General features: G+C 39.1%; 30 protein-coding genes. 7 read left to right on the top strand and 23 right to left on the bottom strand.

Going from position 1 to position 25,401, the window contains the following annotated elements; translation table 11 throughout:
- The first annotated feature begins 142 nt into the window (after positions 1 to 142).
- Positions 143 to 1,507: an MATE family efflux transporter gene (locus AC1Q59_RS05070; protein ID WP_492364707.1), complete on the top strand. Its 1,365-nt coding sequence runs from the start codon at positions 143 to 145 to the stop codon at positions 1,505 to 1,507.
- A 40-nt stretch (positions 1,508 to 1,547) separates the two neighbouring features.
- Here AC1Q59_RS05070 and AC1Q59_RS05065 read toward each other — a convergent pair whose 3' ends face one another.
- Positions 1,548 to 2,321, bottom strand: a complete 774-nt coding sequence (locus AC1Q59_RS05065; protein WP_492364706.1) for an SDR family oxidoreductase — start codon at positions 2,319 to 2,321, stop codon at positions 1,548 to 1,550.
- 230 nt (positions 2,322 to 2,551) lie between these two features.
- On the opposite strand from AC1Q59_RS05065, the gene AC1Q59_RS05060 reads away from it, so the two are divergent.
- Positions 2,552 to 3,043 carry an Hsp20/alpha crystallin family protein gene (locus AC1Q59_RS05060; protein ID WP_492364705.1) on the top strand — a complete coding sequence of 164 codons (492 nt, stop codon included), beginning with the start codon at positions 2,552 to 2,554 and terminating at the stop codon, positions 3,041 to 3,043.
- A 125-nt stretch (positions 3,044 to 3,168) separates the two neighbouring features.
- Here the strand turns inward: AC1Q59_RS05060 and AC1Q59_RS05055 are convergent, their stop codons facing one another.
- Together AC1Q59_RS05055 and yoyC are read right to left on the bottom strand one after the other, a co-directional pair.
- On the bottom strand, positions 3,169 to 3,924 hold the full coding sequence (locus tag AC1Q59_RS05055) for a CAP domain-containing protein (protein ID WP_492364704.1): 756 nt from the start codon (positions 3,922 to 3,924) through the stop codon (positions 3,169 to 3,171).
- Between the two features lie 369 nt (positions 3,925 to 4,293).
- Complete coding sequence (gene yoyC / locus AC1Q59_RS05050) at positions 4,294 to 4,557, bottom strand: protein YoyC (protein WP_492364879.1); 264 nt, start codon at positions 4,555 to 4,557, stop codon at positions 4,294 to 4,296.
- A 90-nt stretch (positions 4,558 to 4,647) separates the two neighbouring features.
- Between yoyC and AC1Q59_RS05045 the strand changes: the two genes are divergently transcribed.
- Positions 4,648 to 4,887, top strand: a complete 240-nt coding sequence (locus AC1Q59_RS05045) for a DNA alkylation repair protein (RefSeq protein WP_492364703.1) — start codon at positions 4,648 to 4,650, stop codon at positions 4,885 to 4,887.
- A gap of 48 nt (positions 4,888 to 4,935) precedes the next feature.
- Here the strand turns inward: AC1Q59_RS05045 and AC1Q59_RS05040 are convergent, their stop codons facing one another.
- The 5 genes from AC1Q59_RS05040 to deoD form a co-directional block, all read right to left on the bottom strand.
- A complete protein-coding gene (locus AC1Q59_RS05040) occupies positions 4,936 to 5,772 on the bottom strand; it encodes a hypothetical protein (protein ID WP_492364702.1) in 837 nt (278 codons plus the stop codon).
- A gap of 145 nt (positions 5,773 to 5,917) precedes the next feature.
- On the bottom strand, positions 5,918 to 6,895 hold the full coding sequence (locus tag AC1Q59_RS05035; RefSeq protein WP_492364701.1) for an LCP family protein: 978 nt from the start codon (positions 6,893 to 6,895) through the stop codon (positions 5,918 to 5,920).
- A 167-nt stretch (positions 6,896 to 7,062) separates the two neighbouring features.
- Positions 7,063 to 8,538, bottom strand: a complete 1,476-nt coding sequence (locus AC1Q59_RS05030) for a lmo1851 family serine protease (protein ID WP_492364700.1) — start codon at positions 8,536 to 8,538, stop codon at positions 7,063 to 7,065.
- Positions 8,539 to 8,694: 156 nt separating this feature from the next.
- Positions 8,695 to 9,555: a M15 family metallopeptidase gene (locus AC1Q59_RS05025; protein WP_492364699.1), complete on the bottom strand. Its 861-nt coding sequence runs from the start codon at positions 9,553 to 9,555 to the stop codon at positions 8,695 to 8,697.
- A 192-nt stretch (positions 9,556 to 9,747) separates the two neighbouring features.
- Positions 9,748 to 10,452 carry a purine-nucleoside phosphorylase gene (gene deoD / locus AC1Q59_RS05020; RefSeq protein ID WP_492364698.1) on the bottom strand — a complete coding sequence of 235 codons (705 nt, stop codon included), beginning with the start codon at positions 10,450 to 10,452 and terminating at the stop codon, positions 9,748 to 9,750.
- A gap of 274 nt (positions 10,453 to 10,726) precedes the next feature.
- Here deoD and AC1Q59_RS05015 point away from each other — a divergent pair, with 274 nt between their 5' ends.
- On the top strand, positions 10,727 to 10,861 hold the full coding sequence (locus AC1Q59_RS05015; RefSeq protein ID WP_492364697.1) for a hypothetical protein: 135 nt from the start codon (positions 10,727 to 10,729) through the stop codon (positions 10,859 to 10,861).
- A gap of 42 nt (positions 10,862 to 10,903) precedes the next feature.
- Here AC1Q59_RS05015 and AC1Q59_RS05010 read toward each other — a convergent pair whose 3' ends face one another.
- A complete protein-coding gene (locus AC1Q59_RS05010) occupies positions 10,904 to 11,212 on the bottom strand; it encodes a hypothetical protein (RefSeq protein ID WP_492364696.1) in 309 nt (102 codons plus the stop codon).
- A 247-nt stretch (positions 11,213 to 11,459) separates the two neighbouring features.
- On the opposite strand from AC1Q59_RS05010, the gene AC1Q59_RS05005 reads away from it, so the two are divergent.
- Positions 11,460 to 12,305, top strand: coding sequence for a glycerophosphodiester phosphodiesterase (locus AC1Q59_RS05005; protein ID WP_492364695.1), 846 nt, complete (start codon positions 11,460 to 11,462; stop codon positions 12,303 to 12,305).
- A 37-nt stretch (positions 12,306 to 12,342) separates the two neighbouring features.
- Here the strand turns inward: AC1Q59_RS05005 and AC1Q59_RS05000 are convergent, their stop codons facing one another.
- Entirely contained in the window at positions 12,343 to 13,113 is a 771-nt protein-coding gene (locus AC1Q59_RS05000; protein WP_492364694.1) for a sporulation protein, read from the bottom strand.
- A 47-nt stretch (positions 13,114 to 13,160) separates the two neighbouring features.
- Positions 13,161 to 14,312 carry a glycerate kinase family protein gene (locus AC1Q59_RS04995; protein WP_492364693.1) on the bottom strand — a complete coding sequence of 384 codons (1,152 nt, stop codon included), beginning with the start codon at positions 14,310 to 14,312 and terminating at the stop codon, positions 13,161 to 13,163.
- Positions 14,313 to 14,449: 137 nt separating this feature from the next.
- Between AC1Q59_RS04995 and AC1Q59_RS04990 the strand changes: the two genes are divergently transcribed.
- Positions 14,450 to 15,442 (top strand): 2-hydroxyacid dehydrogenase, encoded by a 993-nt coding sequence (locus tag AC1Q59_RS04990; protein ID WP_492364692.1) that lies wholly within the window; start codon positions 14,450 to 14,452, stop codon positions 15,440 to 15,442.
- Between the two features lie 49 nt (positions 15,443 to 15,491).
- Here the strand turns inward: AC1Q59_RS04990 and AC1Q59_RS04985 are convergent, their stop codons facing one another.
- Positions 15,492 to 15,668, bottom strand: coding sequence for a YozD family protein (locus tag AC1Q59_RS04985; RefSeq protein ID WP_492364691.1), 177 nt, complete (start codon positions 15,666 to 15,668; stop codon positions 15,492 to 15,494).
- 183 nt (positions 15,669 to 15,851) lie between these two features.
- Here AC1Q59_RS04985 and AC1Q59_RS04980 point away from each other — a divergent pair, with 183 nt between their 5' ends.
- Positions 15,852 to 16,016 carry a hypothetical protein gene (locus AC1Q59_RS04980; RefSeq protein WP_492364690.1) on the top strand — a complete coding sequence of 55 codons (165 nt, stop codon included), beginning with the start codon at positions 15,852 to 15,854 and terminating at the stop codon, positions 16,014 to 16,016.
- Position 16,017: 1 nt separating this feature from the next.
- Here the strand turns inward: AC1Q59_RS04980 and yodN are convergent, their stop codons facing one another.
- From yodN to ablB, 11 genes are all read right to left on the bottom strand, one after another.
- Positions 16,018 to 16,722 carry a germination protein YodN gene (gene yodN / locus AC1Q59_RS04975; protein WP_492364689.1) on the bottom strand — a complete coding sequence of 235 codons (705 nt, stop codon included), beginning with the start codon at positions 16,720 to 16,722 and terminating at the stop codon, positions 16,018 to 16,020.
- Positions 16,723 to 16,903: 181 nt separating this feature from the next.
- Positions 16,904 to 17,956 (bottom strand): TlpA disulfide reductase family protein, encoded by a 1,053-nt coding sequence (locus tag AC1Q59_RS04970; protein ID WP_492364688.1) that lies wholly within the window; start codon positions 17,954 to 17,956, stop codon positions 16,904 to 16,906.
- An 8-nt stretch (positions 17,957 to 17,964) separates the two neighbouring features.
- Positions 17,965 to 18,360 carry an OsmC family protein gene (locus AC1Q59_RS04965; protein ID WP_492364687.1) on the bottom strand — a complete coding sequence of 132 codons (396 nt, stop codon included), beginning with the start codon at positions 18,358 to 18,360 and terminating at the stop codon, positions 17,965 to 17,967.
- 91 nt (positions 18,361 to 18,451) lie between these two features.
- The gene (locus AC1Q59_RS04960) at positions 18,452 to 19,927 is read right to left on the bottom strand and encodes a recombinase family protein (RefSeq protein ID WP_492364686.1); all 1,476 of its coding nucleotides are present in this window, start codon (positions 19,925 to 19,927) and stop codon (positions 18,452 to 18,454) included.
- The gene (locus AC1Q59_RS04955) at positions 19,918 to 20,058 is read right to left on the bottom strand and encodes a YodN-related protein (RefSeq protein ID WP_492364685.1); all 141 of its coding nucleotides are present in this window, start codon (positions 20,056 to 20,058) and stop codon (positions 19,918 to 19,920) included. The genes AC1Q59_RS04960 and AC1Q59_RS04955 overlap by 10 nt, the downstream gene beginning before the upstream one ends.
- Before the next feature lie 104 nt (positions 20,059 to 20,162).
- Positions 20,163 to 20,384 (bottom strand): YozE family protein, encoded by a 222-nt coding sequence (locus tag AC1Q59_RS04950; protein WP_492364684.1) that lies wholly within the window; start codon positions 20,382 to 20,384, stop codon positions 20,163 to 20,165.
- 114 nt (positions 20,385 to 20,498) lie between these two features.
- On the bottom strand, positions 20,499 to 20,690 hold the full coding sequence (locus AC1Q59_RS04945; protein ID WP_492364683.1) for a hypothetical protein: 192 nt from the start codon (positions 20,688 to 20,690) through the stop codon (positions 20,499 to 20,501).
- Between the two features lie 118 nt (positions 20,691 to 20,808).
- Positions 20,809 to 21,093: a YokU family protein gene (locus AC1Q59_RS04940; protein WP_492364682.1), complete on the bottom strand. Its 285-nt coding sequence runs from the start codon at positions 21,091 to 21,093 to the stop codon at positions 20,809 to 20,811.
- A gap of 11 nt (positions 21,094 to 21,104) precedes the next feature.
- Positions 21,105 to 22,532, bottom strand: coding sequence for a lysine 2,3-aminomutase (gene kamA / locus AC1Q59_RS04935; RefSeq protein ID WP_492364681.1), 1,428 nt, complete (start codon positions 22,530 to 22,532; stop codon positions 21,105 to 21,107).
- Between the two features lie 368 nt (positions 22,533 to 22,900).
- Complete coding sequence (locus AC1Q59_RS04930; RefSeq protein ID WP_492364680.1) at positions 22,901 to 24,298, bottom strand: sigma-54 interaction domain-containing protein; 1,398 nt, start codon at positions 24,296 to 24,298, stop codon at positions 22,901 to 22,903.
- Positions 24,299 to 24,380: 82 nt separating this feature from the next.
- On the bottom strand, positions 24,381 to 25,229 hold the full coding sequence (gene ablB, locus AC1Q59_RS04925) for a putative beta-lysine N-acetyltransferase (RefSeq protein WP_492364679.1): 849 nt from the start codon (positions 25,227 to 25,229) through the stop codon (positions 24,381 to 24,383).
- Between the last annotated feature and the right edge of the window lie 172 nt (positions 25,230 to 25,401).

Below are 25,401 nucleotides of genomic sequence, written 5' to 3'. Positions count from 1 at the left end.
TTCCCCTTTCTAATGCTTGTCCTTTTTTAACCAACTATATGCTCTAGCTGGGAAAAGTATGACTAAAAGTTATTTTTTACGAGTAAGCAGTGAATTGTGGTAAAATGATATCTTATGAGTATAAACGAAAAAGAGGACTGCCATGGAACAAACGTTTAATAAAAAATCAAAAATCAAACAGCTTGTTATTATTTTGTTTCCTATCATAATTACACAGGTGGCCATGTTTTTAATGAGCTTTTTCGATACAGTTATGTCTGGACATTATAGTTCAGATGATTTAGCTGGAGTCGCTATTGGCTCGTCCCTTTGGGTGCCTGTATATACAGGCTTAAGCGGAATACTGCTATCTATAACCCCCATTGTCGCTCAAGCTATTGGCGGTAAGAGACACAAAGAGGTGTCCTTTTCCGTTGTCCAGGGCATGTATTTATCGATTATCATGGCCATTATCGTTTTTGCGGCAGGAGCAGCATCATTGAACGCGATTTTAAATGAAATGAACCTTGACGGCAATGTTCATACAATTGCTCATGATTATCTAGCCGCATTGGGTTTTGGAATTATTCCGCTTTTTCTCTATAATGTGGTTCGTTCCTTTATTGATGCACTTGGAAAAACACAGGTGTCTATGTTCATTACCTTGTTATCGCTGCCAATCAATATTGTGTTTAATTATCTGCTCATCTATGGAAAAATGGGATTTCCTGAACTTGGGGGCGTTGGTGCTGGATATGCCACAACCATTACTTATTGGCTGATTATGGCAATTTCATTTTATATTGTACACAAACATATCCCTTTTTCAGAATTTAGGATTTTTCGCAGACTATATGCGGTTTCCCTGTTAAAATGGAAGGAAATTTTATTGATTGGTGTGCCTATTGGTTTTTCCATCTTCTTTGAAACAAGTATTTTCTCTGCTGTAACCTTATTTATGGCAGGCTTTAGTACAGCTACTATTGCTGCCCATCAGGCTGCCATTAATTTCGCTTCTTTATTGTATATGGTGCCATTAAGCATTTCGATGGCATTAACGATTGTCATCGGATTTGAAGTAGGTGCCAAACGATTTGACGATGCAAGACAGTATGCTTTTATTGGGATAGCGATTGCCATTTTCATGTCGTTTATCAGCGGAATCTTCCTCTCAATATTTCGGGACGAAGTTGCATCCATCTATACAAAGGACCCTGCGGTCGTCCAATTAACGGCCCAATTCCTTATTTACGCGATCTTTTTCCAGCTGTCAGACGCGATTCAGGCTCCTGTTCAGGGTGCATTGAGGGGTTACAAGGATGTCAATGTAACATTTCTTATGACTTTGATCTCTTATTGGATCATCGGGCTTCCTTTTGGCTACTATCTGGCAAATTATACAGGATGGGGAGCTTTTGGTTATTGGACAGGTTTAATAGCAGGACTTGCTGTTGGCGCGATCTGTCTGTTAACAAGACTGGTTATTATTCAAAGACGTTACTCAATAGACACTAAAGGCGCCAGATAAAAAAGGAGGGAAAGCCCTTGGCCTCCCCTTCTTTCCTAATTTATTTTCTAAAAACTTTTCCCAATACGTCTTTTCCGCCTGTTACTGGAATCACACTGCCTGTAATAAAGTCTGAATTCTCATGAGTTAAAAAAGCAATCACTCTAGCGATATCCTGACCAGTGCCCGGTCTGCGTACCGGCATCTCTGGATCCAAAACACCTTGAGCTTGTACTATCTCCTTTTCCTTCCACTCTTCAACAATATCCCCTGGACAGACCATATTTGCCGTGATTCCGTTTTCCGCTTCCTCAAGCGCAATCGTCTTTGTTAGAGACGCAGCACCGCTTTTAGCTGCGGCAAACGCTGATCTGTATATCCATCCTGGCGCTGTTTCCGCCCGATCAAAGCCAATGGAAATAATTCGCCCCCAGCCTTTTTTTCTCATACCAGGAATGAAATATTTGCATAAGTAAAATAAAGCGTTTAGATTTCCGTTTATTAAATCATTCCACTCTTCAATCGAATAATCTGCCATAACTTTTCTTTCATGCAGGTATGGTCCTGCATTATGGATAAGAATATCGACTCCTTCAAAATGGGATAGAGCATGATCTGCCACCTTTTGACAGTCTGTAAGCTTTGTAATATCGCCTTGTACAGTCAGATTATCCGTCCCAAATTTACTTGATAATTCATTGGCCAGTGAGACAGCTTCCTTCTTACTGCTTCGATAATTGATAACAAGATGAACACCAAATTCGGCTAGTTCATAAGCTATTCTTTTGCCGATTCCTGCTGCTCCCCCTGTAATTAAAGCTGTTTTTCCTCTCACATTTAATACCCCACAATTTAGTTTTTTATATTTCTTACTACCATTATACTAATAAGTCTATTATTTATATGCAACTGAAATGGGGTTCATCCTTATTTGCCACATCTTTTATTAACGGCTAATTAGGTGCCTGCATAGGATACATTAGTGAAAATAAAACCAAACTGCTTCAATTTGTGAAAATGGAGTGGATTTACCGCATTAACGGGTTTCTAAAAGGAGGGTTAGCCGTGTTCCCATGGAATTTGTTCCCATTTAAAAAAGATACTTTAAATATGATGAAACAATTGAAACCCGAGGAAATTGAGAAATATGTAAAAGATATGATGAGTCAAATGATGCCAGGAAATATGCAAGGGATGCCAGGAAATATGCAAGGGATGGACCCCGGAAACTTTTCATCATTTTTTAATCCTCAGGCAAATCATCATCAGCAAAAGAACTCAGCCCTTAATTCATCTGTTTTTGAAACACACCATTATGTATTTGTCAGAATACCAATCAAGAATGAACAATGGCTTAAAGATTTGAGAATATTCCATACATCCAATCAGCTAATTGTTGAACATGTGCCTGAGTATGAGGATAAGCATACCATTGTGCTGCCCGCATTAGTAAGAAAAAAAGGGGCTTCAGCCAACTTTAAAGATGACACCCTTGAAATCAGAATACCGAAAAATACAGATATGCAGTATACAGAAATTGATGTGAATGAAATTTAAAGCTCCAAAGGCTCCTGCTATCAAGCGCCTCGAGCTGATTATTATAGAATTCAATCATTATACTAATCTTAAATAAAAAAAAACAGCGGCTTAATAATTAAGCCGCTGGTTTTTAATCTTTTATATTATTTTCCAATAAACATTTGAGTCCAGTAGTTTCCTGATTCAACATAGCCTACACCAATGTGTGTAAAGCTTCCGTTTAAGATATTTTTACGGTGGCCTTCACTGTTCATCCATGCGTTAACAACTTCTTCTGGAGAACGCTGACCCATGGCAATGTTTTCCCCTGCACTGCTGTAAGAGATGCCAAATTGCTTCATCATGTCAAATGGAGATCCATAAGTTGGGCTTGTGTGATCAAAATAGCCTTTATTTTTCATATCCATTGATTTTGCACGTGCAACTTTGCTTAAGTTTTCATCAAGTTGAAGAGCAGGCACGCCATATTTAGCTCTTTCCTGATTTGTTAATTCGACAACCTTTTGCTCATATGCGCTTACAGATGCTGCTTGTGCAGGCTGCTGTGCTGCAGGCTTTTGCTGAGCTGGCTGCTGTTGTGCAGGCTGTTGCTGTTGTTGGACTGGCTTTTGTGCAGCTGGCTGTTGCTGTACTGGCTTTTGTGCTGCCGGCTGCTGCTGTACTGGAGCCTTTGCCTGATGCTGATATGTTGGTGCGTTCCATTGGATATTAAAGTTTGGAAAATACTTCTTTAATAAACTATTAACCTGATCATAATTTACTGCATATGATTGAGCATAGTAAACTTTAACGGGCTGATTTGCTTGGTAGTTAGAAGCTGCGTCTGCTTTATTTCCTGCTGGATTTGCTAGTAGAAGAGCTGCTGCTGCTGCAACTGATAGAAATACTTTTTTATTCATGTATGTTTTCCTCCCGATGTTTGATAGTGTAGTTTAGTGCTTGTCTTGCTTGCACAATCATCATAACACAGGGTTTTTCGTAATAATTTCGGAAGGATCTTCCATTAAGTAATTATCTATCATATTTGCTGAAAATTAAATGAAGCCAAAATCAGGAGAAACCCTTTATTCATTTGACTTTCATAGAATTTTCACAGCTGTTTGCCTTAGTGGTATAAATCCCCATCTTTGGCAATGGGTATTTTTCATTACCAAAATTAAACTAAGAAATGCCTATTGACAGGTTTTGAGAGAGTGGATTTTCATTACTTTTGTTACAGCAGTATTACAATATTAAGGATTAACGACATAGGAAAACATGCGAAACAGCTATTTCATTTGCTCTACTTGTTCCAAATGCAGCAGGATCAAAGCCAGTTTGCTTTCTTCTGTTAGATCGGATTCAATCACTCTTTTTGTAGCCAAAAAATATTTCTCAAAAATAGGCTTCCTGACCCGCGGATGAGAATTTTCATCTTTTAGCTCTCTTGCGATTGCCTCTTTTAGGATATACTCTGCACCCTCTTTTGAAACTAGATTCCTGCCTTTCCATAGTGATCGATATTCATCAAGTAAATGATTATAATTCAACATCATCCAACCTTTCGTAAAACACTTTCCTTATTTATACATAAATAAAAGTGCAATTGCAAAAAATAGGTTAAAAAGAAAAGGAGATTCTGCATGAATTCACCTTACTGCTGTCCCAATTGCAAAACCAACCGAAGCCGATTCAATATCATTAAGCAAATACCACAGGCCGTCAAGCTTGACCCGCAATCAGGCGAGGTTATTGAGGAATATACCAGCAGCAATATCAGCCCTTTCCATGTACCTTACAAGGGGCCGGAACTTCGGATTCAATGCGCTATATGCGGTCTGATTGAGGACGAGAGAACCTTTATAAAGTTTGGGCAAAGATAATTGAATAAGGATTGAACGCACTTAAAAGCAGTGAAAAAAGCTTGAGGCTTAGTCCTCAAGCTTTTTTCCTTCCATTTCATTGAAAAAGCGGACACTGTCAATTTTCCAAGAATCTGCCTGAGAAAATCGTGCTAAATGAATATAGCCCTTGTATTTCTTCGATCCATCATTCTTTATAACCATATCTAATTCAACAGGCACCTCTAAAGTTAACTCTTCCTTTAGATCTTCCACAGGAAGGACTGCCATCCGAGCTAAATGGATATTTTCAATAGATTGAAGATGTTTTTTCCATTTCTTTTGTTTTAAAGAAACACTGGACACAATGTGCGTATCCTGCTGTTTTATCCCGGCAACAAAAGCACTGATGAGTTCATATGGATTTGCATTTCCAATATAGTTATCGAGTTCCCCTGCTGCTTTTAAAATCATCAGTTTATGTGATAAATCCATGAAATTAGTCCTGTGTGTGGTGCTCCCATAAAAGTGGATGCAAAAATGGCCCGGAAAATTATTTTTCAAAGCTCCTGCTCCGTGAGGCATGCCATGCATGGAAGCAGCAATCCACTGATTTCCATGGATAACGATAATAGCTCTTCGTTTCCAGCTCCATTTCCCGCCATATATTCCTTTCATAATTTTTGTTTCTTTGGACGTTAAAGGCTGGACATCGGCATGATGGCTGCCCGCGCGCCTTTGTACTTGAAACCTCTTTCCCGTTTCAAGATCAAGCACAGTAAACTTACTGTACTTCGGCAATATCTTATTGACCTCTTCCCACGGAAGCATCTCCACCCGAATTCCTACATCATCCTCTTTTGCTGAGATGCTTTGAGAATGTATGAACAATCCGGTAAACATAAAAATAACTGCAATAAGTTTCATTATATTCCACTCAATTTCATTGAATTTAGCCTTGAAGCTAATAAACCCTTCTTCAAAAAGTTTGCCAAAAGGCCCGCGCATCTATTCATTTCATTGATGGCAAAAAAAAAGACATTTGTCAGTAGTTAAACAAATGTCTTTTTACTTAGTCCTGTAAAAATTGCTTTAATGCCTCTTCATTTTCTTTGTAATCGATTTGCAGCACCAAGCCAGCATGCTGGTAGCTTTTGTTTTCATAACTGTTTGAGACAGGGATTCTTAATGTTTCAATATCAGAAACAGGATTCAGCAGAAAAGCTGCCCCTAAAGACACAATTTCATCCATCTTTAAGTCTGTTTCAACATTTTGCATAGCTTGTTTAACAACACTAGGGAATGTCGCTATTCCTTCAACAGAACTGAATTTTTCCACAGCCTGCTCCTTAAGGGATATAAGGACCTCCTGCTGGCGATTTACCCGGCCAAAATCATTTTGACTGTCATGCCTAAACCGGACAAACTTTAAAAGCTCCTCTCCCTTTAGCCGCTGTTTCCCTGGTTCCATATCAAGCTGAAGCTCGTTAATCATTTCCTTTGTCACATTTACATCAAGTCCATCAGGCGCGATGGAGTCCATTATTTTAATGAACCCTTTAAAATCGACCACGGCCGTATTATCAATTTTTACAGCAAAATTTTCTTCAATTGTCTTTTTTAATAGATCCGTACCGCCAAAATAATAAGCATGATTTAATTTGCTATAGGGATAAGGGGCATCGGGGATTTTTACATAGCTATCCCTCATTAATGAAACAAGCTTAAGCTTTTTGTCTTTCGGTTCATACTTGGCTAGCATAATGGCATCTGATCTTGAAGAAGCTTTCACTTCTTCTCTTGAGTCAACGCCTATGAGTAAAAATGTCTTTTCTTCCTTTGCCTGTTTGAACGGAATCTTTTCTGCCACAGGAGGGATATTTTTTTCAATGACTTTCTCAATAATTGTATTCGGCTCTTTTTCCACGACATTATTAGATATCTGCTTCTGTTCAGCGTTTTCTTCCACCTTGCCTTCTTCATTTAGAAAAGGCAAAGAACAGCCAGCAAGGAAAAAGATGCTCAATATTAAATAAATCCCTTTCTTCAATTGCCAACACCTCTTTTTTGAAAATAGGGAATTAAAATCTACATATTATATACCAAAAGGCTTGGTTTGATTACATCCTACTATCATTGTTGGAAAGATTGATGAAATCTATACCCGGTGGTTTCTTGAAAAAAGGCACTCTTCCTAGGAAGAGTGCCTTTTTTCATTTATGATCCAATTTTTTGTTTCAAAATATCTTCTGCTTTTTGAATTTGCGTATCGTTGTTTTGTATTTTTTCTCTAATTTTTTGCATGATTGCCATTGAAGTTTCACCTTGAATAACACCAGTTACTTTCATGTTTTCTGATTTTTGGAAGCTTTCAACGGCTTGTTTCGTTTTCTCATCAAAAAATCCGTCTTCACGGCCTGGATCAAATCCGATAATTTTCAGCATTTGCTGTGCGGTTTTCACATCATTAGATGCTGTGGACAGCTTTAATTCGCTTTCAGGATTAATGATTGGCAGGGTAGCATATTCTGGCAATTTCACCTCATAATCAGGCTTAATCCCTTTTTCATGAATCCAATTGCCATTTGGTGTCAGCCATTTCTCTGTTGTAAATTTCATATTGGATCCATCCCTGAATCCTTCTGCTCGCTGAACGGTTCCTTTACCGAAGGATTTCTCACCAATTAGCGGTACATCAGCTGACTCCTTTACGGCAGCTGCAAGGATTTCTGAAGCACTTGCACTTCCGCCGTCAATAACAACCACAAGCGGAATTTTTGGGTTTTTTGAACCTTTTGAATGCATTTGTTCTTTATTACCGTTTCGATCTTCAATTTGGAAAATTGTTTTGCCTTCCGGTACAAAAAGGCTAGAAATATCAATGGCCTGATTTAAAAGTCCTCCAGGGTTTTGTCTTAAGTCTAGAATTAACCCTTTCATTCCCTGTTTTTGCAGGTCATTTAAAGTCTGAATCAGCTCTTTTGATGTATTTTCGGAGAAAGAAGTGATTTGAACTTTTGCTATGCCATCCTCAAGCATTTCTCCATACACCGTTTCAATTGGAATCGTATCACGGGTGATATGGACCTTCATCTCATCCTGAACGCCAGGACGCTGAATAGTAAGCTCAACCTTAGTCCCCTTTTCACCTCTAATGATTGTCACAGCTTCAGTTGCACTCATGCCCTGAAGGCTTTTGCCATCGACAGCCAATATTTTGTCATTCGGCTTTACCCCGGCCGCCTCTGCAGGCGAATTTTTAATTGGAGATACTACAACAATAAAACCATTTTGCTCCTGTATTTCAGCACCAATCCCTTCAAATGAGGAAGATATCGTTTCCTGGAAGCTGTGCGCTTCATCTACCGTCATATAATCGGAATATGGATCCTCTAATGCATCAACCATCCCATTTAAGGCGCCATTCATCAGTTTTTCCTCATCAACTTCCTTATAGTAGTTGGATTTTAGCATATCATACGCTGCATACAGTTTATGGAATCCCGCTCTTTCACCTGTGTAAATGAGACCCGCTTTATTAAGGCCAAAAATTAAACCAGACGCAGTAATGCCCACACTCAAAATCACAATAAAAATCACGAGCATAAAAAAGTTCAGTTTCTTCATACGGATTAATCTAGGCTCTTTTTTAGGCGGTTCCTGATTGAAATCATTTAAATCGTTATTTTCCAAAACTCCTCACCACTTTCCTGACACAAAAAATTCCCCGATTGCCTTATTGATATAGAATAACATTTTTACATAAAAAAGAAAAAATTTAAAACCAATGGAGCCTATTCATCTTCGGTCACAAAAATTCTCTGAAAAAGGCCAGACATAGTCTGACCGTTAAATTTTCTGCACGATTTTGAAGTATTCTTCTAATGTTAAATCCTTTTCAAAAATGACTTTTGCCGCTTTTTTACCTACATAGCGGAAATGCCATGGCTCATATTTATAGCCTGTAATGGCTTCTTTTCCTTTTGGATAGCGAAGAATAAAGCCAAAACGATGGGCATTTTGGGCAATCCATTTTCCTTCTGCTGTTTCACCAAACGCTTCCGATAATTCGAAGTTTGCACTTTCACTCGATAAGTCCATTGATAGGCCGGTCTGATGCTCGCTGCTTCCTGGAATTGCGACTGCCGCCAGCGCCTTTTCTTCTCCATATTTATTAACCTCAGCATTAAAAACGGAAACCTGCCTGTCATAGGAACGATAGCCTGAAACCGCAAATAAATGGGTGCCATTATTCTTTGCATCGGTAAACATCGCTTCAAGTGCTTCTGCTGCCTCTTTACGCATATAGCTCTTTTCAATATCCTGATCACCGAAAGAAAATAAAACATTTGGACGAACAAGGTCATCAGGGGCATAGCCATCTGGGAGGCTATATTGCTTGTTTACCATCACCATGATATTTTTCGGGTTCTGGATAACAGCTTTTCCGTTTACGGATTGAATCTCATTAAAAAAGTCGGCCTCAAGTTTTGGAGCGTCGTTTTCTGAAGGCGGTTCTTCACTTGTTTGTGCCTGTTGTTCCTTTACAGTCTCCCCGCTTGGTGCATCTTGTTTTTGAGTATTTGACGGCATTGGCTCTGCCGTTTCCTCTGAACTTAGAAACGGAATTTTTTCGATATATGAATCTAACTGACTGCAGCCTGTTAAAAGCAAGGCAGAAAAAGCGGATAAAGCAATAACTTTTTTCATGTTGACCACCTGTCTCTTTTTTTCACGACTACCATTTTATCATGAATTTGCTCGTTGCACTTGGCTCAAATAAGAAAAAATGAAAAACTGGCTCAAAAGAACCAGTTCTTTAATATTTAACCGCAGATTTCAGCTCAAGCGCCACGCTTTCTGTCCCAATCAACTGCAGTTAAAATTAATCTCTTAGACATACTATTCATTAGTAACAGCTTCCAAAGCTACCTCAATCATTTCATTAAAAGTGGTTTGTCTTTCTTCAGATGTAGTTGCTTCACCAGTTAAGATGTGATCGCTGACAGTCAGTACTGATAAGGCTCTTCTATCAAATTTAGCCGCTAGTGTATAAAGTGCGGCTGTTTCCATTTCAATAGCTAAAATTTGATATTTCGCCCATTTTTCCAGTTCAGCATTATCATTATAAAACATATCAGCAGTAAAGACACTGCCGACCTTTAAATTCAGGCCCTTCTCTACTCCGGCATCATAGGCTTTTTTTAGCAGATCAAAGTTTGCCGCTGGTGCATAATCAACACCGCCAAAGGTCAGCCGGTTCATTTGATTATCTGTTGAAGCCGTCATGGCTAGAATGACATCCCTTACCTTAACATCCTTCTGGATGGCACCGCATGTTCCAACCCTGACTAAATTTTGCACATTGTAATCCTGCATAAGCTCATTTATATAAATAGAAATAGATGGAACTCCCATGCCCGTTCCTTGTACAGAAATCTTTTTTCCTTTATATGTACCAGTAAAGCCAAGCATATTTCTTACTTCATTATAACAAACAGGATCTTCAAGAAATGTCTCAGCAATATACTTTGCTCTTAAGGGATCTCCCGGCAAAAGGACTGTTTCGGCAATTTCATTTTCTTTTGCGCCAATATGTACACTCATGTTAAAACCTCCAAATTTGTTCTATGGACTGCATGCAAACAATATACCATAATTTTCACCATGCTTAAAACTTCAAGATACAGCATGATTTTGCAGCCTGCGGGTATGCTATTTATAGATTTGCAAAAGGAGGTAAATCTATGCGTAAAGAACTAAGACAAGCCGTTCAGCATGCAAATGAAACAAACCCTTCCTCAAGAGGCGGCACACAGCCTCACACATCAAAAAAGGATAAAGATAGAAGCCGAATTAAAGGATAAACGGGGGGATTATCATGGGTAAAAAAAATCGAAACCGAATTGCGTCACCAAAAAAGAATAATCATGTTCCGCCCGAAGCAGTCATTGCCGAACAAGAGGCACACGGGAAAGAATTTTCAGCGAGCGGCGGACGAAAAAATAATCAATAATCTATTTAAGGCCCTGCCATTTGCATATGGCAGAGCCTTTTTTCATCTAATATGTACCCGATTAATCGGCTCCCATCCTCCTGGCTTTAACTGGTAATAATACTGTCCGCCACGGCCTTCATCAATAAAAAGAATGTCGCCAGTACCCATATACCTCCCATTAAAATCACCCGGAATTCGATCATTGACATTAAATGTTGAAAAAACAGAATACAAGCATTCGTCATGGTCTGCTGCTTCTATTTTCAGCCTGTATACTTGTTTATATCCTTTTCTTTGTCTAAATTCCGGAGTTTGGAAAATAGTTACATCATACTCTTTCTTCTTTAATCTTGTTAATTCCCTCAGCATTTTATCCTCCTCCAATTGTCCTAATTTTTTTCAAATTTTGACTTGATATGAGGCTAATTTCCATATAAAATATAAATATAATATTCTGATAATTCCTAATAATTCATTATTTGACATTAGCCTTGTCGTTTCCTTCATCAAAATATTTCTACTTTTGTCGAATAAAGCAAAATTTTTATTTCTTTGAATCTTGTTTCATAAGAATATTAGTTTAGCAGAAATAACACCAAGAAAAGGGGGAAAAAATTTGAGGGCTTTAACTTTAAGAGGTAAGCCAGTCCTTACCTCATTCGTACTTTGGTTCCTAGCATCGACTTTTTTGTATTTCATTCAGCCGCTTCAGCCATTTCAATCCATCGCCCATCGGGGTGCCTCTTTTTATGCTCCTGAAAATACGATTGCTTCCTTTCAAAAAGCTCTTGAACTAGGGTTTGATTTTATTGAACTTGATGTCAGGCTCAGCAAGGATGAACAATTGGTTGTCATACATGACAAAGATGTCAACCGGACAACAAACAGTGAAGGCGATGTCGATCATTTTACGGCAGCCCAATTAAAAATGCTTGATGCCGGCTCCTGGTTTTCCCCAGATTACAAGGATGAAAAAATCCCTTTGCTAGAAGAAGTGCTCACAGCATTTGGCGGGAAGATTGGACTTCTTATAGAGGTGAAATCACCCGAAAGCCAGCCAGGAATTATTGACCGATTGTCACAAATGCTAAATGAGCATGTAGCGGGTGGTCTTAATGCCGACAAAATAAAGGTACAATCCTTTAATATTAAAGAAATGAAAAACTTTCATAAGCAAACTCCCGAAATTGCTGCGGGAATTCTGCTGAACAAGCCTTTAGACACGCTGGAATTGGCTTCCTATCGGCCATTTGCCTCATTTCTTTCCATCCATCATCAGCTTATTTCTAAATCCTTTATAAAGCATGCACAGCTGCTCGGCTTTGATGTTTTTTCTTGGACTATAAAGAAGCAATATCAATTTCAAATGATGCAGCGCCTCGGCGTACACGGGATTATTTCCAATGAGGAATACCGCGAACCAAGCTCAAACCTGACTGTATTAATTACACCATTTTTATAAGAAGATTAAAAAAATAAGCCTCTAAAAAGGCTTATTTTTATGAGTACTGCTGGATAACTGATTGAATTTTTTGCTGCATATATGGGATATCCGAACGAGTAATCCTTAAAAGGACATTTGACTCATCCATATTTAGCGCTTCAGAAAACAGGCTGCTTAATCCTCTGACACGTCTATCAACTTGCATTAATATTTCAATCTCATTATTTGAAACAGGGAAAAAGGTAACTTCCAATTCGTCAAGACGACCCCGGAATGGGCCTGATGAAGGCACAAATTCAAATTCCTGTGTAAATGGAAGTCTGCGTCGCAGCCGATGAGGAGCCTGCTGGCATTCTGCTTCTCTTAATCGAAATCCCAAGCCATTTACCGCCTGAAAAACGGCATCCATGATTTCATTCGGTACTACACGCAAATAATCCTTATCAGACGGATCAACTGCATTTTTAATATCTAATCCAGTCGAAATCCAAATCTTTGTTTTTCCAATGGATATCGGCGTATCAGGGGGCAAAATAAACGAGAACGGGATTTCTTTTCGCTCATTAGCCATGATGGTAAAGGATTCAGTTAACTTAAAACGGTCAATGAGCCCTGAAACCGTATGTTTCTTATCATCTGATTCCTTTACATAGGTTGTATTGAGCGCTAAGTATATATCATCAATTCTTTGTTCAGTGCTTCCTCCCTGAATTTCAACAATTCCTTTAATTTCTCCCCCAGGTGTGACAACATCACTGACAAGTTTCGTATCAACTCTTGCCGAACCAATTCCAACACTTGCCAAAAATTTATTAAATAATGACATGAACTTCCCTCCCGAAATATTCTATTTAAAGATTTACGAATCAACGCTCATAAGGTTTCATTCTTGCTAAAGTTTTTCTTAAACAATCTTGCTATTTGTTCGGCGAGCTGCTCCGTATAGACCTTCGCGTTTTCCATGGCATCTTCAATTGTTACTGCACCTGGAACAATTGAAAATAGCGCATCAATCCCAAAGTCATGTACCTTCCCGCTATCCTTGCCAATGGTACCAGCTATCGCAACAACTGGAATACCAGATTCTTTCGCCACCTTGGATACGCCAATTGGGGTTTTCCCTCTTACAGTCTGACCATCTATCTTGCCTTCACCGGTAATAACAAGATCAGCATGACATAATACATCCCTTAGCTTGGATTCTTCGATAACGATTTGAATGCCTGACTTTAATTCCGCTGATAAAAATGCAATCATACCTCCGCCAAGCCCGCCAGCAGCACCAGCTCCAGATATGCCATTAACTGATGCATTAACATCTCTTTTAATAATTTCAGCAAAATGGTGAAGATTGGCATCAAGTTCTGCAACCATTTCTTCGGTTGCCCCCTTTTGCGGGCCAAAAATAGCCGATGCACCATTTGGTCCCGTCAGCGGGTTGTCCACATCACAGGCAGCTGTAAATTTCACCTTTGCCAGACCTGGATGAAGATTTGTCAGGTCTATCCTATTAAGAGCAGAGAGTGCTCCTCCGCCAAAACCAATTTCTCTCCCTTCTTTATCCAATAAGTTTGCCCCAAGTGCTTGCGCCATCCCTGCACCACCGTCATTGGTGCTGCTTCCGCCAAGTCCAATAATTATATGGTCCGCACCGTAATCAATGGCTGCAAGAATCAGTTCGCCAACGCCGAATGTTGTTGAATGAAGGGGATTTCTTTCATTTGGGCGTACTAAATGCAAACCAGCAGCCTCTGCCATTTCAATGATGGCTGTTTTTTCATCACCAAGAAGCCCGAACACTGCCTTCACAGGTTCTCCTAGCGGGCCAGTCACGGATTTCTCTATTAATCTTCCATTTGTTGCATCAACCAGTGATTGAACAGTTCCTTCTCCGCCATCAGCCATAGGAACCTTTATGTATTCTGCTTCAGGGAATATTTTCGAAAACCCTTTTTCAATTGCAATGGCTGCTTCAAGAGCGGTCATGCTTTCCTTAAATGAATCTGGAGCAATGACAATTTTCAAGACAGTTTCCTCCAATTTATGAACAATGTTTTGTAATATTTTATAAAAACAAATATACTAGTATCATACTATATTTCGATAATTCAGATAAGGAAAAACTCTATTTTTCCCACATTAATGTCCATCATTCTAAGGAGATGAGAGCAATTAAACCAAGAGTATTCATTACACGAAAGCCACCGATACATGTGCTTGAGGACTTAAAGGAATATTTTGATGTGGATACATGGGATTTTGAAGAATCTAACGTACCTCGAGAGCATTTGCTAACTGATATAGAGAAATATGATGGGCTTCTTTGTCTTTTGACAGAAAATGTTGATGAAGAGGTGTTAAGCAAGGGGGAAAGTTTAAAAGTCGTAAGTAATCTGGCTGTTGGCTTTAATAATATCGATGTTGCCTTGGCCACGCAAAAAGGAGTCATGGTGACGAACACACCAGGTGTTCTGACAGAGACAACAGCAGATTTAACATTCGCCCTATTAATGGCGACTTCCCGCAGAATCATCGAAGCCTCCGCCATTCTTCGCGAGGGCCAATGGAAAACATGGTCACCGATGTTTTTAACAGGTATGGATATCCACGGATCCACCCTTGGCATCATTGGTTTAGGAGATATCGGTGCAGCGGTGGCACGAAGAGCAAAGGGCTTTAATTTGAATCTTCTCTACCATAACCGCAGCCGTAAAGAAAACCTGGAATCCGAGCTTGGCATCGAATACAGAGATTTGCCTGGCTTATTAAAGGAATCAGATTTTGTGGTCATTCTTACTCCTTTTACAAAGGAAACAGAAAATCTGATCACCATTAATGAGTTTAAATTAATGAAAAAGACAGCTATTTTAATTAATACGGCCAGAGGCGGCATTGTCAATGAGGAGGATTTAGCAAAGGCATTATCAGATGGACTGATTTGGGGGGCTGGGCTTGATGTTTTCGTCGAAGAACCTGTTCCCCTCAACCATCCGCTGCTAAGGCTCCCAAATGTTGTCACTCTCCCGCATATTGGGAGTGCAAGTATTCAAACAAGAACAAAAATGTGGGAGCTTGCCGCAAAGAATTTAAAGGAAGCTTTATTAGGCAACATGCCCCCAAATCTGGTAAACAAAGAAATCCTCGCAAATAAATAATAAAATGACGAGCAGGTGCCCCTGCTCGTCATTTTTATTGTCATTTCTTCTATGATTCATCCTCTATTTCTTCATCGATGATACATTTTTTCAGTAAGTATTCAAACGTAATATCTGCTAATTCATCTAGTTCCTCTTCCGTAGGGACATATCCCCTCTTTGCCAGCTCATGAAAGAAAAAATCAGCTATTTCTTCCGTATCAATTATTACTTCCATTTCTCTCATTAGCACCGCCCCCTTTGTAGAGAATGTATGACATTCCTTAAACATTCATGCAAGCTTCTTCTTTTCATCCCATTATTTTAAAGTATTTGTCATTTTTGGGTTAGACAAGCATACATATGATCATAAGAAAAAACAAATATTCTTCGTTTGCCACTTATTAATGAATAATTGGAGGAGAAAACCATGACTAGTCTAAGCAAAATAACCGAGGTAATAAAAGAAGATGTGAATAGTGAAGAAAGCTTGATTGCAGAAGGAATGAATTGGATGTTAAATGGATGGTTTAAATTAATTTTGTTCCTCGGAATTCCCTATTTAGGCTATTTGCTGCTTGTATCTTCAGGATAATCTAAGCCCTTTTCTTTCCACTGTTTGAAGCAATCTGCTGTAACTTTCTAATAACCATGCGCATGATTTGCTTATATTCCTCATCATGAAACATTTCGTAAAGAATTCGATAGTCATTATACAGATCCAATAATCCATCAATGACTTGTTTTCTTTCCTGGATATTGGATAGAATCTCCTTTTCCTCCTTTCGAAAACCAGGGCCTTTTGTTTCCACTTTTTCCAGTGATACTTCTGGCAGCTTTTTCTTTTTCTTGTCTGAAAAATATAGTGAACCCAGCTTCTTTAGAAATTCATCCGCATGATCAGAATCCGCTACTAGTGTTAGTTCCTCTTCTCTTGCTTCGAGCCATTCAGCATCGCTAATCCTTGATAGCTCGTAAATCACATCTTCCCATGCATCCTCTTTATAGCGCCAGATTTCCGTCCGAAATCCAACAATTCGAAACAGTTCAGAACCCTGCCCCTTAACTTGAACAATATCGCCGAAAAAATAGTTATACTGTATATCTATATGCTCCTTTTCCATGATTTCCCCCTCAAACTCTGATAAAAACTGGAGGCTGGACTCCATGTAAAGGCCTTCACTTTTATTAACTTCATATACATATATGCCATCTAGCCATTTAACATCTGTTAATTTGCTAAAATGACGGTAACTGCGGCAAAAAGAAAACCCGCATACTGTTGCAGCATACGGGTTCACCTTTTATTATTTTCTTCCTTAGCCTGCTTTTTGATTTTATTGGTTAATTGCATAAGTCCTTTAGCCGCTTTTTCAGCATCAAATGTACCTTTTTCTGAGTATTTTACCTTCACGCTAAGATCACCCCGCTATAAAATATGCGGGTAGCCTGCATTTGGCGCTTGTCTGACCGGCTTAGCTTTTATTCAATACTATTTATTAACTCTGTCATCATCTTTTTGTCCATTGGCCCGACGATTTTATTGCGAATAATACCATTTGAATCAATGATATAGCTGGTCGGTATGGTTCTCGCCCGATAAAGATTGCCAATTTCACCTGTATGATCAAGGAGTATTGGGAATGTCAGTTCATAATCATCTGCAAAACGGCTAATATGTTCTGGGTTCTTTTCCGCCGTTGTCAGATTAACTGCCAGTATTTCAATATTATCGCCATTTTGTTTCTCATAAAATTCCTGCATATGCGGCATCTCTGCTTTGCAGGGAGGACACCATGTCGCCCAGAAATTCAAGATGACCTTTTTCCCCTTCATTTTGGACAAACTTATTGCCTCTCCAGCTAATGTCTCCAATTCAAAATCCGCTGCCAGATTTCCTTCCTCTATGCCCATTTTTGCTGAGGTTTGAACAGCTTCTTGGTTTGACCCAGCTTTTTCGCCCCCTGCCAAAACAGACGCATAATCCAGCAGTGCCATGCCCCCTACAGCCATACTAAGTGATATGATCACCTTTTTTGATAGCATATTTCTTTTAAACAAAGCCAAAATTAGGACAATGAAAGCCAAAATACCAAGTATCAGGTCACTTATTCGAGGGGCATTCACTAGAGCATAGGCTAAGATCCGGTATCCTCCAAGAATGGCTAAACTATAAAAAAACAATGATTGCAGCATCAAAAGGGGAGGAACTTTCAGCTTGATGCTTTTCCAGTAAAAATAGCCAAGAGATCCGAATACTGCCAATATCAAACCAGCTGTCCCGCCAGTGAAATACAATAAAGACATCGGGCTCTTTAAAACTAAAGCAGGGTCAGTTAAAACTAAGCTAACTTTCCAAAGAATGAAGCATAAAAACACGCTATTTCCTAAAACATCAAAGACCCTTTTTGCCACTGCTTTTGCTTGGGTTTGATGCAGCCACATCCGAATAAAAAATAACCCAAATATGATTGAAATTCCAAGGAGCAGCCATTTGAGCGGCACAGCTAGTGAAGCGATTTGAATTACCTGCATATTTCCCCCTATGAAGGATGGTTAATCAATTCAAACGTTTCATGAACCTCAACGGAGCCAATGACCGTTTGAATCATTCCACAGTATTTTAAAGTCAGATCAAGTGATTTTTGAACCTGTTCTTCCTTGAGATTTTTCCCTTCAATAATATAATGAAAATCAACTCGTTCTACCCGGTTTGCTTTTTCTTTATTTCGTTCAATATTCGTTTGCACACGTATAGAGTCGTAGTCGATCCGTTTCTTCTTAAGCACCGTTTCTAATATGCCCCCGCTGCAGCCAACAAGAGAGGAAATTAATAATTCTATTGGCTTAAATCCTTTTTCAGGATCTGCTGAAACAATAAGTTCACCAAACTGTGTATTCAGATGTGCCGCACCATTCTTTAATTCATACTCATACATTCATGTACCTCCCTAAAAAAAGTTTTTACCCGTACAAGCATTATACCTGTACGGGTAAAAAGGAAACAAGTTTTATGACTTATCAGATTTTTTAAAGCCATTCAATTTCAATTGCAGGTTCTTTTGCTGATTGTTTTGTACAATGATTAGCTGATGTATTGGCAGAAAACCAGATTTTCTTGATAAATGATTTTAAAAAAGTATTGCACGGCTCAATCTCTAATTTTTCTATCCTATCGAGTGTTTGGAGGTTTTCTTTAAGCTGTTTTTGCCTATCCCTGCTACTTTCCATGTTGTCTAATTGAATAGTAATATGGTTCAGCTGCTCTTGCACTTTATTGATTTTCTCCAAGTTTTCATCGCTCAACTCTTGAAATTCGGCAGAACTGATTTCTCCATCCATTCTCATTACGGCCAAGTTCCTCTGTCTTTTTTCAAACCTAGCTTTTTGTTTTTCGAGCGATGCCATTTGTTCTTTCAAAAGATTCATTTCTTTGGCGGTATCGAGCAAATTCAGGTTCTGTAAAGCCTTCTCAAAAGCAGGTTTCTTTTCTTTTATTCTCTTAAGCACATATTCTTCTATTGGAAAATATTTATATCCTTTATCCATGCATTTATTATTGCTGACTTTATAGGAACAGGATTTGATATAATCACTGCCAGTACTATCTATTTGGATATATCTTTTTCTCAAACAGCATGAACAATATATTAAATTTTGCAGCCTGTGCACGGCTCTTTTCTTATTAAAAAAATGATTCTTCTTGTTTTCCTGCAAGATCGTTTGCACTTCAAGCCACTGCTGTTTGGGGATAATCGCTTCATGAGCATTTTCAACAAACACCTTGTCAACTACTCGTCCATTCACTCTCCTGCTGGCTTTTACGACACCATAATAAACGGCATTGCGGCGAATCGAAGAAATATGCGAGGTGGTCAATACTTTTCCGCTCCGGCTTCTCCAGCCCAATGCATCTAGCTGTCTAGCAATTTCGTTCGCACTGAATCTTTCCAGTGTTTTTTGGAAAATATATTGAATGATTTTTGCTTCTTCCTCCACAATTATAAGCTTTTGGTTTTCAGCTTTTGCATACCCTAAGGGAACCCTGCTGCTCATGACCCACCGCCCTTGCTCCGCTGCAGCCAAACGCCCCCTGCCAAGACGCTTACGAATTTGTTTATATTCGAAATTCGCCATCATCGCCTGAAAGGAATAGAGCATCTCATTGCTTTCCTGGGCCAAATCAATTTCGCCTTGCGGGGTTAAAATTTTTATATCATGCGCAATCAGCATCGTTTTAATCTGTTCAGCAAACGCATTATCCCGGGAAATTCGATCAATATCCATAACCAAAAGATAATCGTATTCTTCTAACTGTTTCAGAAATCTATTTAATTGTGGCCTCTGGGTATTAATGCCGCTCGAAACCTCTTGATAAATGTCATACCCCAGCTTATGCTGATCTGCTAGTTTGACCAATGCCTGTTTGTGGTAAGAAAGCACTTCTTCAATATCTAATTGCTCTTCATTTCTTGATAAGCGCAGGTAAATGGCAGCTAAAGACATATTGCACCCACTCCCATGTTTGCTTTTCGTAAAAATAGAAAGTTAACATCTGTTATCTTTCCAACGGTACCATAAATCGTGATCACGACTGTATCACCGACACTATATTTTGGTTTTTTCTTATCGTTCATTTCCTCCCATCCTCTCAGGTGTGAGTCGTGAAATATTTTGATTACGATAGTATATGCAAACAAGGGAAAAGACGCTCATGTCAATGAAAACATTGGATGAAAACCTACCCTTCAGAAAGAAGATACAAATCCCATGCTTCATCAAAAACAGACATATTTTCTAGATAAGATCCATTTAATTCAAGATAGGAGCTTATTTCGTGGTAGTCCGAGGATGTTTTTGGAAAACTATGATCCATGTAGGCATCATTTGCAAAAGTGCTGATCGCATCTTTCGGAGCTGGGTGCCGATATTTCATTAAAAAATGATAAAAAGTTTTTGCCATAAAAATCCCTTCTTTTTAAAACAAGTTTTTTACTAATATAATGGAATATCTTATTCACGTCCATAAAAAAAGGCAATCCATTGCGGATTGCTTTTTTTTAGTGAGTACCTATTTTTACTGAAAACGCGAAGATTTCGCCATCTCTGTCAGTGCCCAAATAATATTGAACATCAAAATTGCTACTGTAATTGGAACCGCCTGCAGCCAATTCTTTCCATATTTTTCTTTAATTACTCCTGCATAAAATCCGCAGAAAAATAAAGCAAACATAGCTGCAGCAAGCATAACCATTAAAACAATTTGCATTTCCTTTTCCTCCCGGCCATAAAAGAATAGTTTCCCCAATTACTATTATAAAGACGGTGAAAAAGGAGTTTGTGAAAATAACGTGAATTTTTTGTGAAAAATGTCACGGTTTATGAGTTTAAGAGCTAAAATCAAAATAATTTCTTTTCAGCAATCTGGGCTGGGCCATTAAATTCTCAAAGCTTGTTTCACTGCCTATCAGTTTGGTATTAATTAAAAATAATTGATCCTCAATCTCTTTGACCAGATTTTCCGATTGGTACACCATGCTGCAATCGCGGCAAGTGACGGATGGGACATCATTGATCTTTATCGCCCTGGTTCCGTCTGGCAGCTCCCAATAGACCGGTCCCGATCCTTGTTGAATGTTGGGGCTATTACACCATTCACAATTCTTATCCATATATGTTCCTCCTACTCATTTGCAATTGCTTTCATATCTGGTGCTGAAGATTTATTTTGTTTCGACATCTGAGCCTGGAACTTTTTCTCTTTTAATTCATCGCGCTTTTCCCGTTTATCCTTAAGGGAGGCATGCTGAGGATCTTCACCATACTGGCTGCGGCGATCCAAGCGGGATAGCCCTTCTGGTACAAGATTAAATTTCTCATCATTCATCAGGCCTGCAATACCGGCTTTCGATTTCTTTTCCTCCATGTCTGGATAAATTTCTTTAAAATAGCCTTCCGCACGGCCAGGAACGTAATTTTCTGGTTCTGGATAGGTCGTGATAACCCCTTCAAAGTTTCTTAATACGACCTTATCTGCACTTTGTGAAATTAAATAGTTTGGCTGCAAGGAAATCTTTCCGCCTCCTCCAGGAGCATCGACAACAAAGGTTGGTACTGCATAGCCTGATGTATGTCCTCTTAATCCCTCAATAATTTCAAGACCCTTTGAAACTGGTGCACGGAAATGACCGATTCCTTCAGACAAATCACATTGATAAATATAGTATGGACGAACTCTGATTTTAACAAGGTCATGCATAAGTTTCTTCATAATCGGCACACTGTCATTGATCCCTGCAAGGATCACTGACTGATTACCAAGCGGCACCCCAGCATTCGCCAGCATTTCACAGGCTCGCTTCGATTCTTCGGTGATTTCGATGGAAGTATTAAAGTGGGTATTCAGCCAAACTGGATGATATTTTTTTAGGATGTTGCACAGGTTTTCAGTGATTCTTTGCGGGAATACAACCGGAGCTCTTGTTCCGATACGGATAATTTCCACATGGTCAATTTCCCGGAGACTTTTCAGGATGTATTCTAGAATATTATCGTTGATTAATAGGCCATCACCGCCTGAGATTAACACATCTCTTACTTCAGGAGCATTGCGGATATACTCGATGGCCCCATCAAGCTGCTTTTTCGGCACACCCATGCCGATTTGTCCGGAGAAGCGCCGTCTTGTACAATAGCGGCAATACATGGAACATTGATTGGTTACGAGAAAAAGAACACGGTCAGGATACCTGTGAGTTAGACCAGGTACAGGCGAATCCTCATCCTCCTCGAGCGGATCTTCAAGGTCATACTTTGTTTTATAAATCTCCTTTGATATCGGAACAGATTGCATACGAATCGGACATCTTGGATCATCCGGATTCATTAATGATGCATAATAAGGGGTTATGTTTAAAGGAATCGTTTTAGTGGAAATGCGAACACCTTCTTCTTCCTCAGGGGTAAGATTGATGACCTTCTTTAAGTCATCCACTGTGCGGATTGTATTTGTAAGCTGCCACAGCCAATCATTCCACTGCTCTTCTGTCACGTCCTTCCATAGTTCAATATCCTTCCAATGTCGATCTGGTTTGTATAAAAATGACTTCATGCAAATTTCCTCCTCAAAAAATTTCATATCTATTAAACATGCAATAACTGTGCCAAAACTTAGCATTTTTTCAAAATTTTATTGAACCAACGCATTCTTGCTGTTATGGCAAGGTTTTCAGATTAAAAGAAATTCTTCAATGACAGGAAAAAAGCGTGTATGAAAATAAAGCGAAGCACCTGATGCCGAATTTTAAGCATCCAGTCCATAAAAATCATCTATTTCCTTGGAAAAACACTGGGAGGACGTCTATGCCAAATATTCGGCAACCCAATGCCGAATATTTGGCATAAATAAAAAAGGGACAGTCCATCAGCGCTTTAAAGCGCTGGGGGACTGTCCCCCACCTTATTAACGCGATAAAGTTATTATTGTAATTTTTGCATTTTGTACTGCAGTGTTTGCCGGGGGATTTTGAGGAGTTTAGCGGCCTGCATGATGTTTCCGTCCGTTTGTTTTAACGCTTGCGTGATAAGGTCTTTTTCTAAGTCTTCAAGATTTCTTCTTAAAGACAGATTTTTGTTTGATCTTTTCTTTGTATTGGCAGCTTGCTGCTTAAGAATAACCGGCAGATCATCCATCGTGAGAAGTGGCCCTCTGCACACATTCATCATGTATTCAATGGTGTGCTTTAATTCCCGAACATTTCCTGGCCATTTATACATATCAAAAAATGCTCTTACCCCGCCTTCAAGGCCTTGAATATCCTTATTAAATGTCTTATTAAAAGAAGAAACAAAATGGTCGGCTAAATAATGAATATCTTCTTTTCTTTCCCGCAAAGGCAGCAGCCTGAAGGATAAAACATTAAGCCGATAAAATAAGTCGGCACGTATTTGCTGTTTCTCCAAAGCTTTTTGCGGATGTATATTCATGGCAGCAATGATTCGAACATGTACATAGATGCTTTCTGTACTTCCAACCCTTCTTACATGACCATCCTCAAGCACCCGCAGAAGCTTTGCCTGAAGCTCAATCGGCATGGTATGTAACTCATCCAAAAAGAGAGTGCCGCCATCTGCGAGTTCGAATAGGCCAGGCCTTTCAACAGCCCCGGTATAGCTTCCCTTTGACGTGCCAAATAAAATGCTTTCTAGAAGCGACTCCGGAATGGCCGCACAATTCTGAGCGATAAACGGACCATTTGCACGAAGTGACTGATTGTGAATTCCCTGGACGAACAGCTCTTTCCCGCATCCGCTTTCACCAAATACCATAATAGGTGATTCTGATTTCGCTAGGTTCTTAGCCTCATTCTTTAATGCGATCATCTCAGGGTTTACTGTCAAAAGATGCTCAAATGTATATTGAGTGCCGCTGACATTTTTCTTTTTTTTCTTTCTTTGGCGCTTCATTTTGCTCTGTAAATCGACCAGGCTTTCGGATAGAAGCTTTAGCCGTGAATAGTCCTTGGCAATCTCCACTGCGCCTATCGTTTTTCCATCCACGGTTATTGGTAAAGTTGTATTGATTGTTTCAATTTGGTCCCCGTGCATATTGACATATGATTGAGTCTGATTGTAGATTGGCTTATTGGTTTTCATTACTTTTAATAGTGTACTAGTTTCCTCGGTCAACGATGGAAACACATCTAACAGCTGCTTTCCTAATACTTCGCCAAGTTCCATCCCATCGTGCTTGGCAGCAATTTCATTATAGAAAATGGTTTTCCCGGTCACATCAACGACATGAATGCCTTCATCGATCCCGTTTAGAATGGCTGTGAGAATTTCACTTGAATTTATTATAATTTCAGTAATTCTCATCCCCCCCTGTTTTATAAATATGAATTTGCGGCTGGATCTTTGCCATATATCCGCCAATTTTGTAATATACCCGCTAAAAGATTTATGACAGGTCCTTAACCCATACATTCATATCTTCTAGCTTGTCAAATATATAGCAGTTATTTGTTAATCTTCCACGATAGCTATAGCCAAGCTTTTGCAGTGCCGCATTCATTCCGAAAGATAAGGCTCTGGCAATCGAGTAGGCACAATAAATGCCATCTGCCTTCAGGCCTTCTTCAAGCTGTTCTAATAATATTTTCATAAGTCCATGCTTTCTGTGCTCGGGCACGGTAGCACAATCCGTCAATTCGGCGTTTTTATAAAAGGAATTTACTTCTGCGGAGGCGGCGCTTACAATTTCCCCATCATACAGGAAGCCATAGTAAATCGTCCCTTGTTCCATTGTTTCTTTAATATATTGCGGATCATTTAGTGGAGTTGGATAGATTTGAAAAACCTCTCCATAGAGGGCAGCTAATCGTTCGGCATCCTCTGCAGTCATTTTTTTCAGCTGATATTCATCAGGAGGATTGGCCGTAATCACATCATGTTCTAATTTCTGGACATTTGCAGTAATTTCATCCTCTTGAAGCCAATGATTGCTTGTCCTTCTATTATTGGAATAGTATTTTGAAAAAAAGTAAAGGTCTGACCCGAGAAAATATCGATCGATTATAGCTTCGCATACGTAACCATGTTCCATTAGCTGAGGAAAATGCTCTTTTCTGCCTTTAATAATTAGTTTTTCTGCTTTTGTTTCTTTGGCGATTTCTTCTGATTTACTGAGTGCTTTGGCGATGTTTCCGTTCAGGTCATCGACTCTGACTCTTTTATTAAACTTATCAATATAGATTTCTGCCGTGAAAGCTTCGTTTTTTATTACTTGTGTTTTTGTTCCTTTTTCCAATGTTGAGCTCCTTTCATGTTCACATTTGCTTCAGGCCCGTGAGTCCCCTGACAACAGCGTCTTCACAGGCCATCCCTTTTATTGTAAAGGAAATAGTTACATTTTTTTAGTGTAAACCTTCATTTTTTTAATAATTCTGCAAAGTATCCGTTGATTTTCGCTCCAATCTACT

Source organism: Cytobacillus sp. MT66, assembly GCF_058792595.1.
This window is presented reverse-complemented; position numbering and strand designations above follow the sequence as displayed.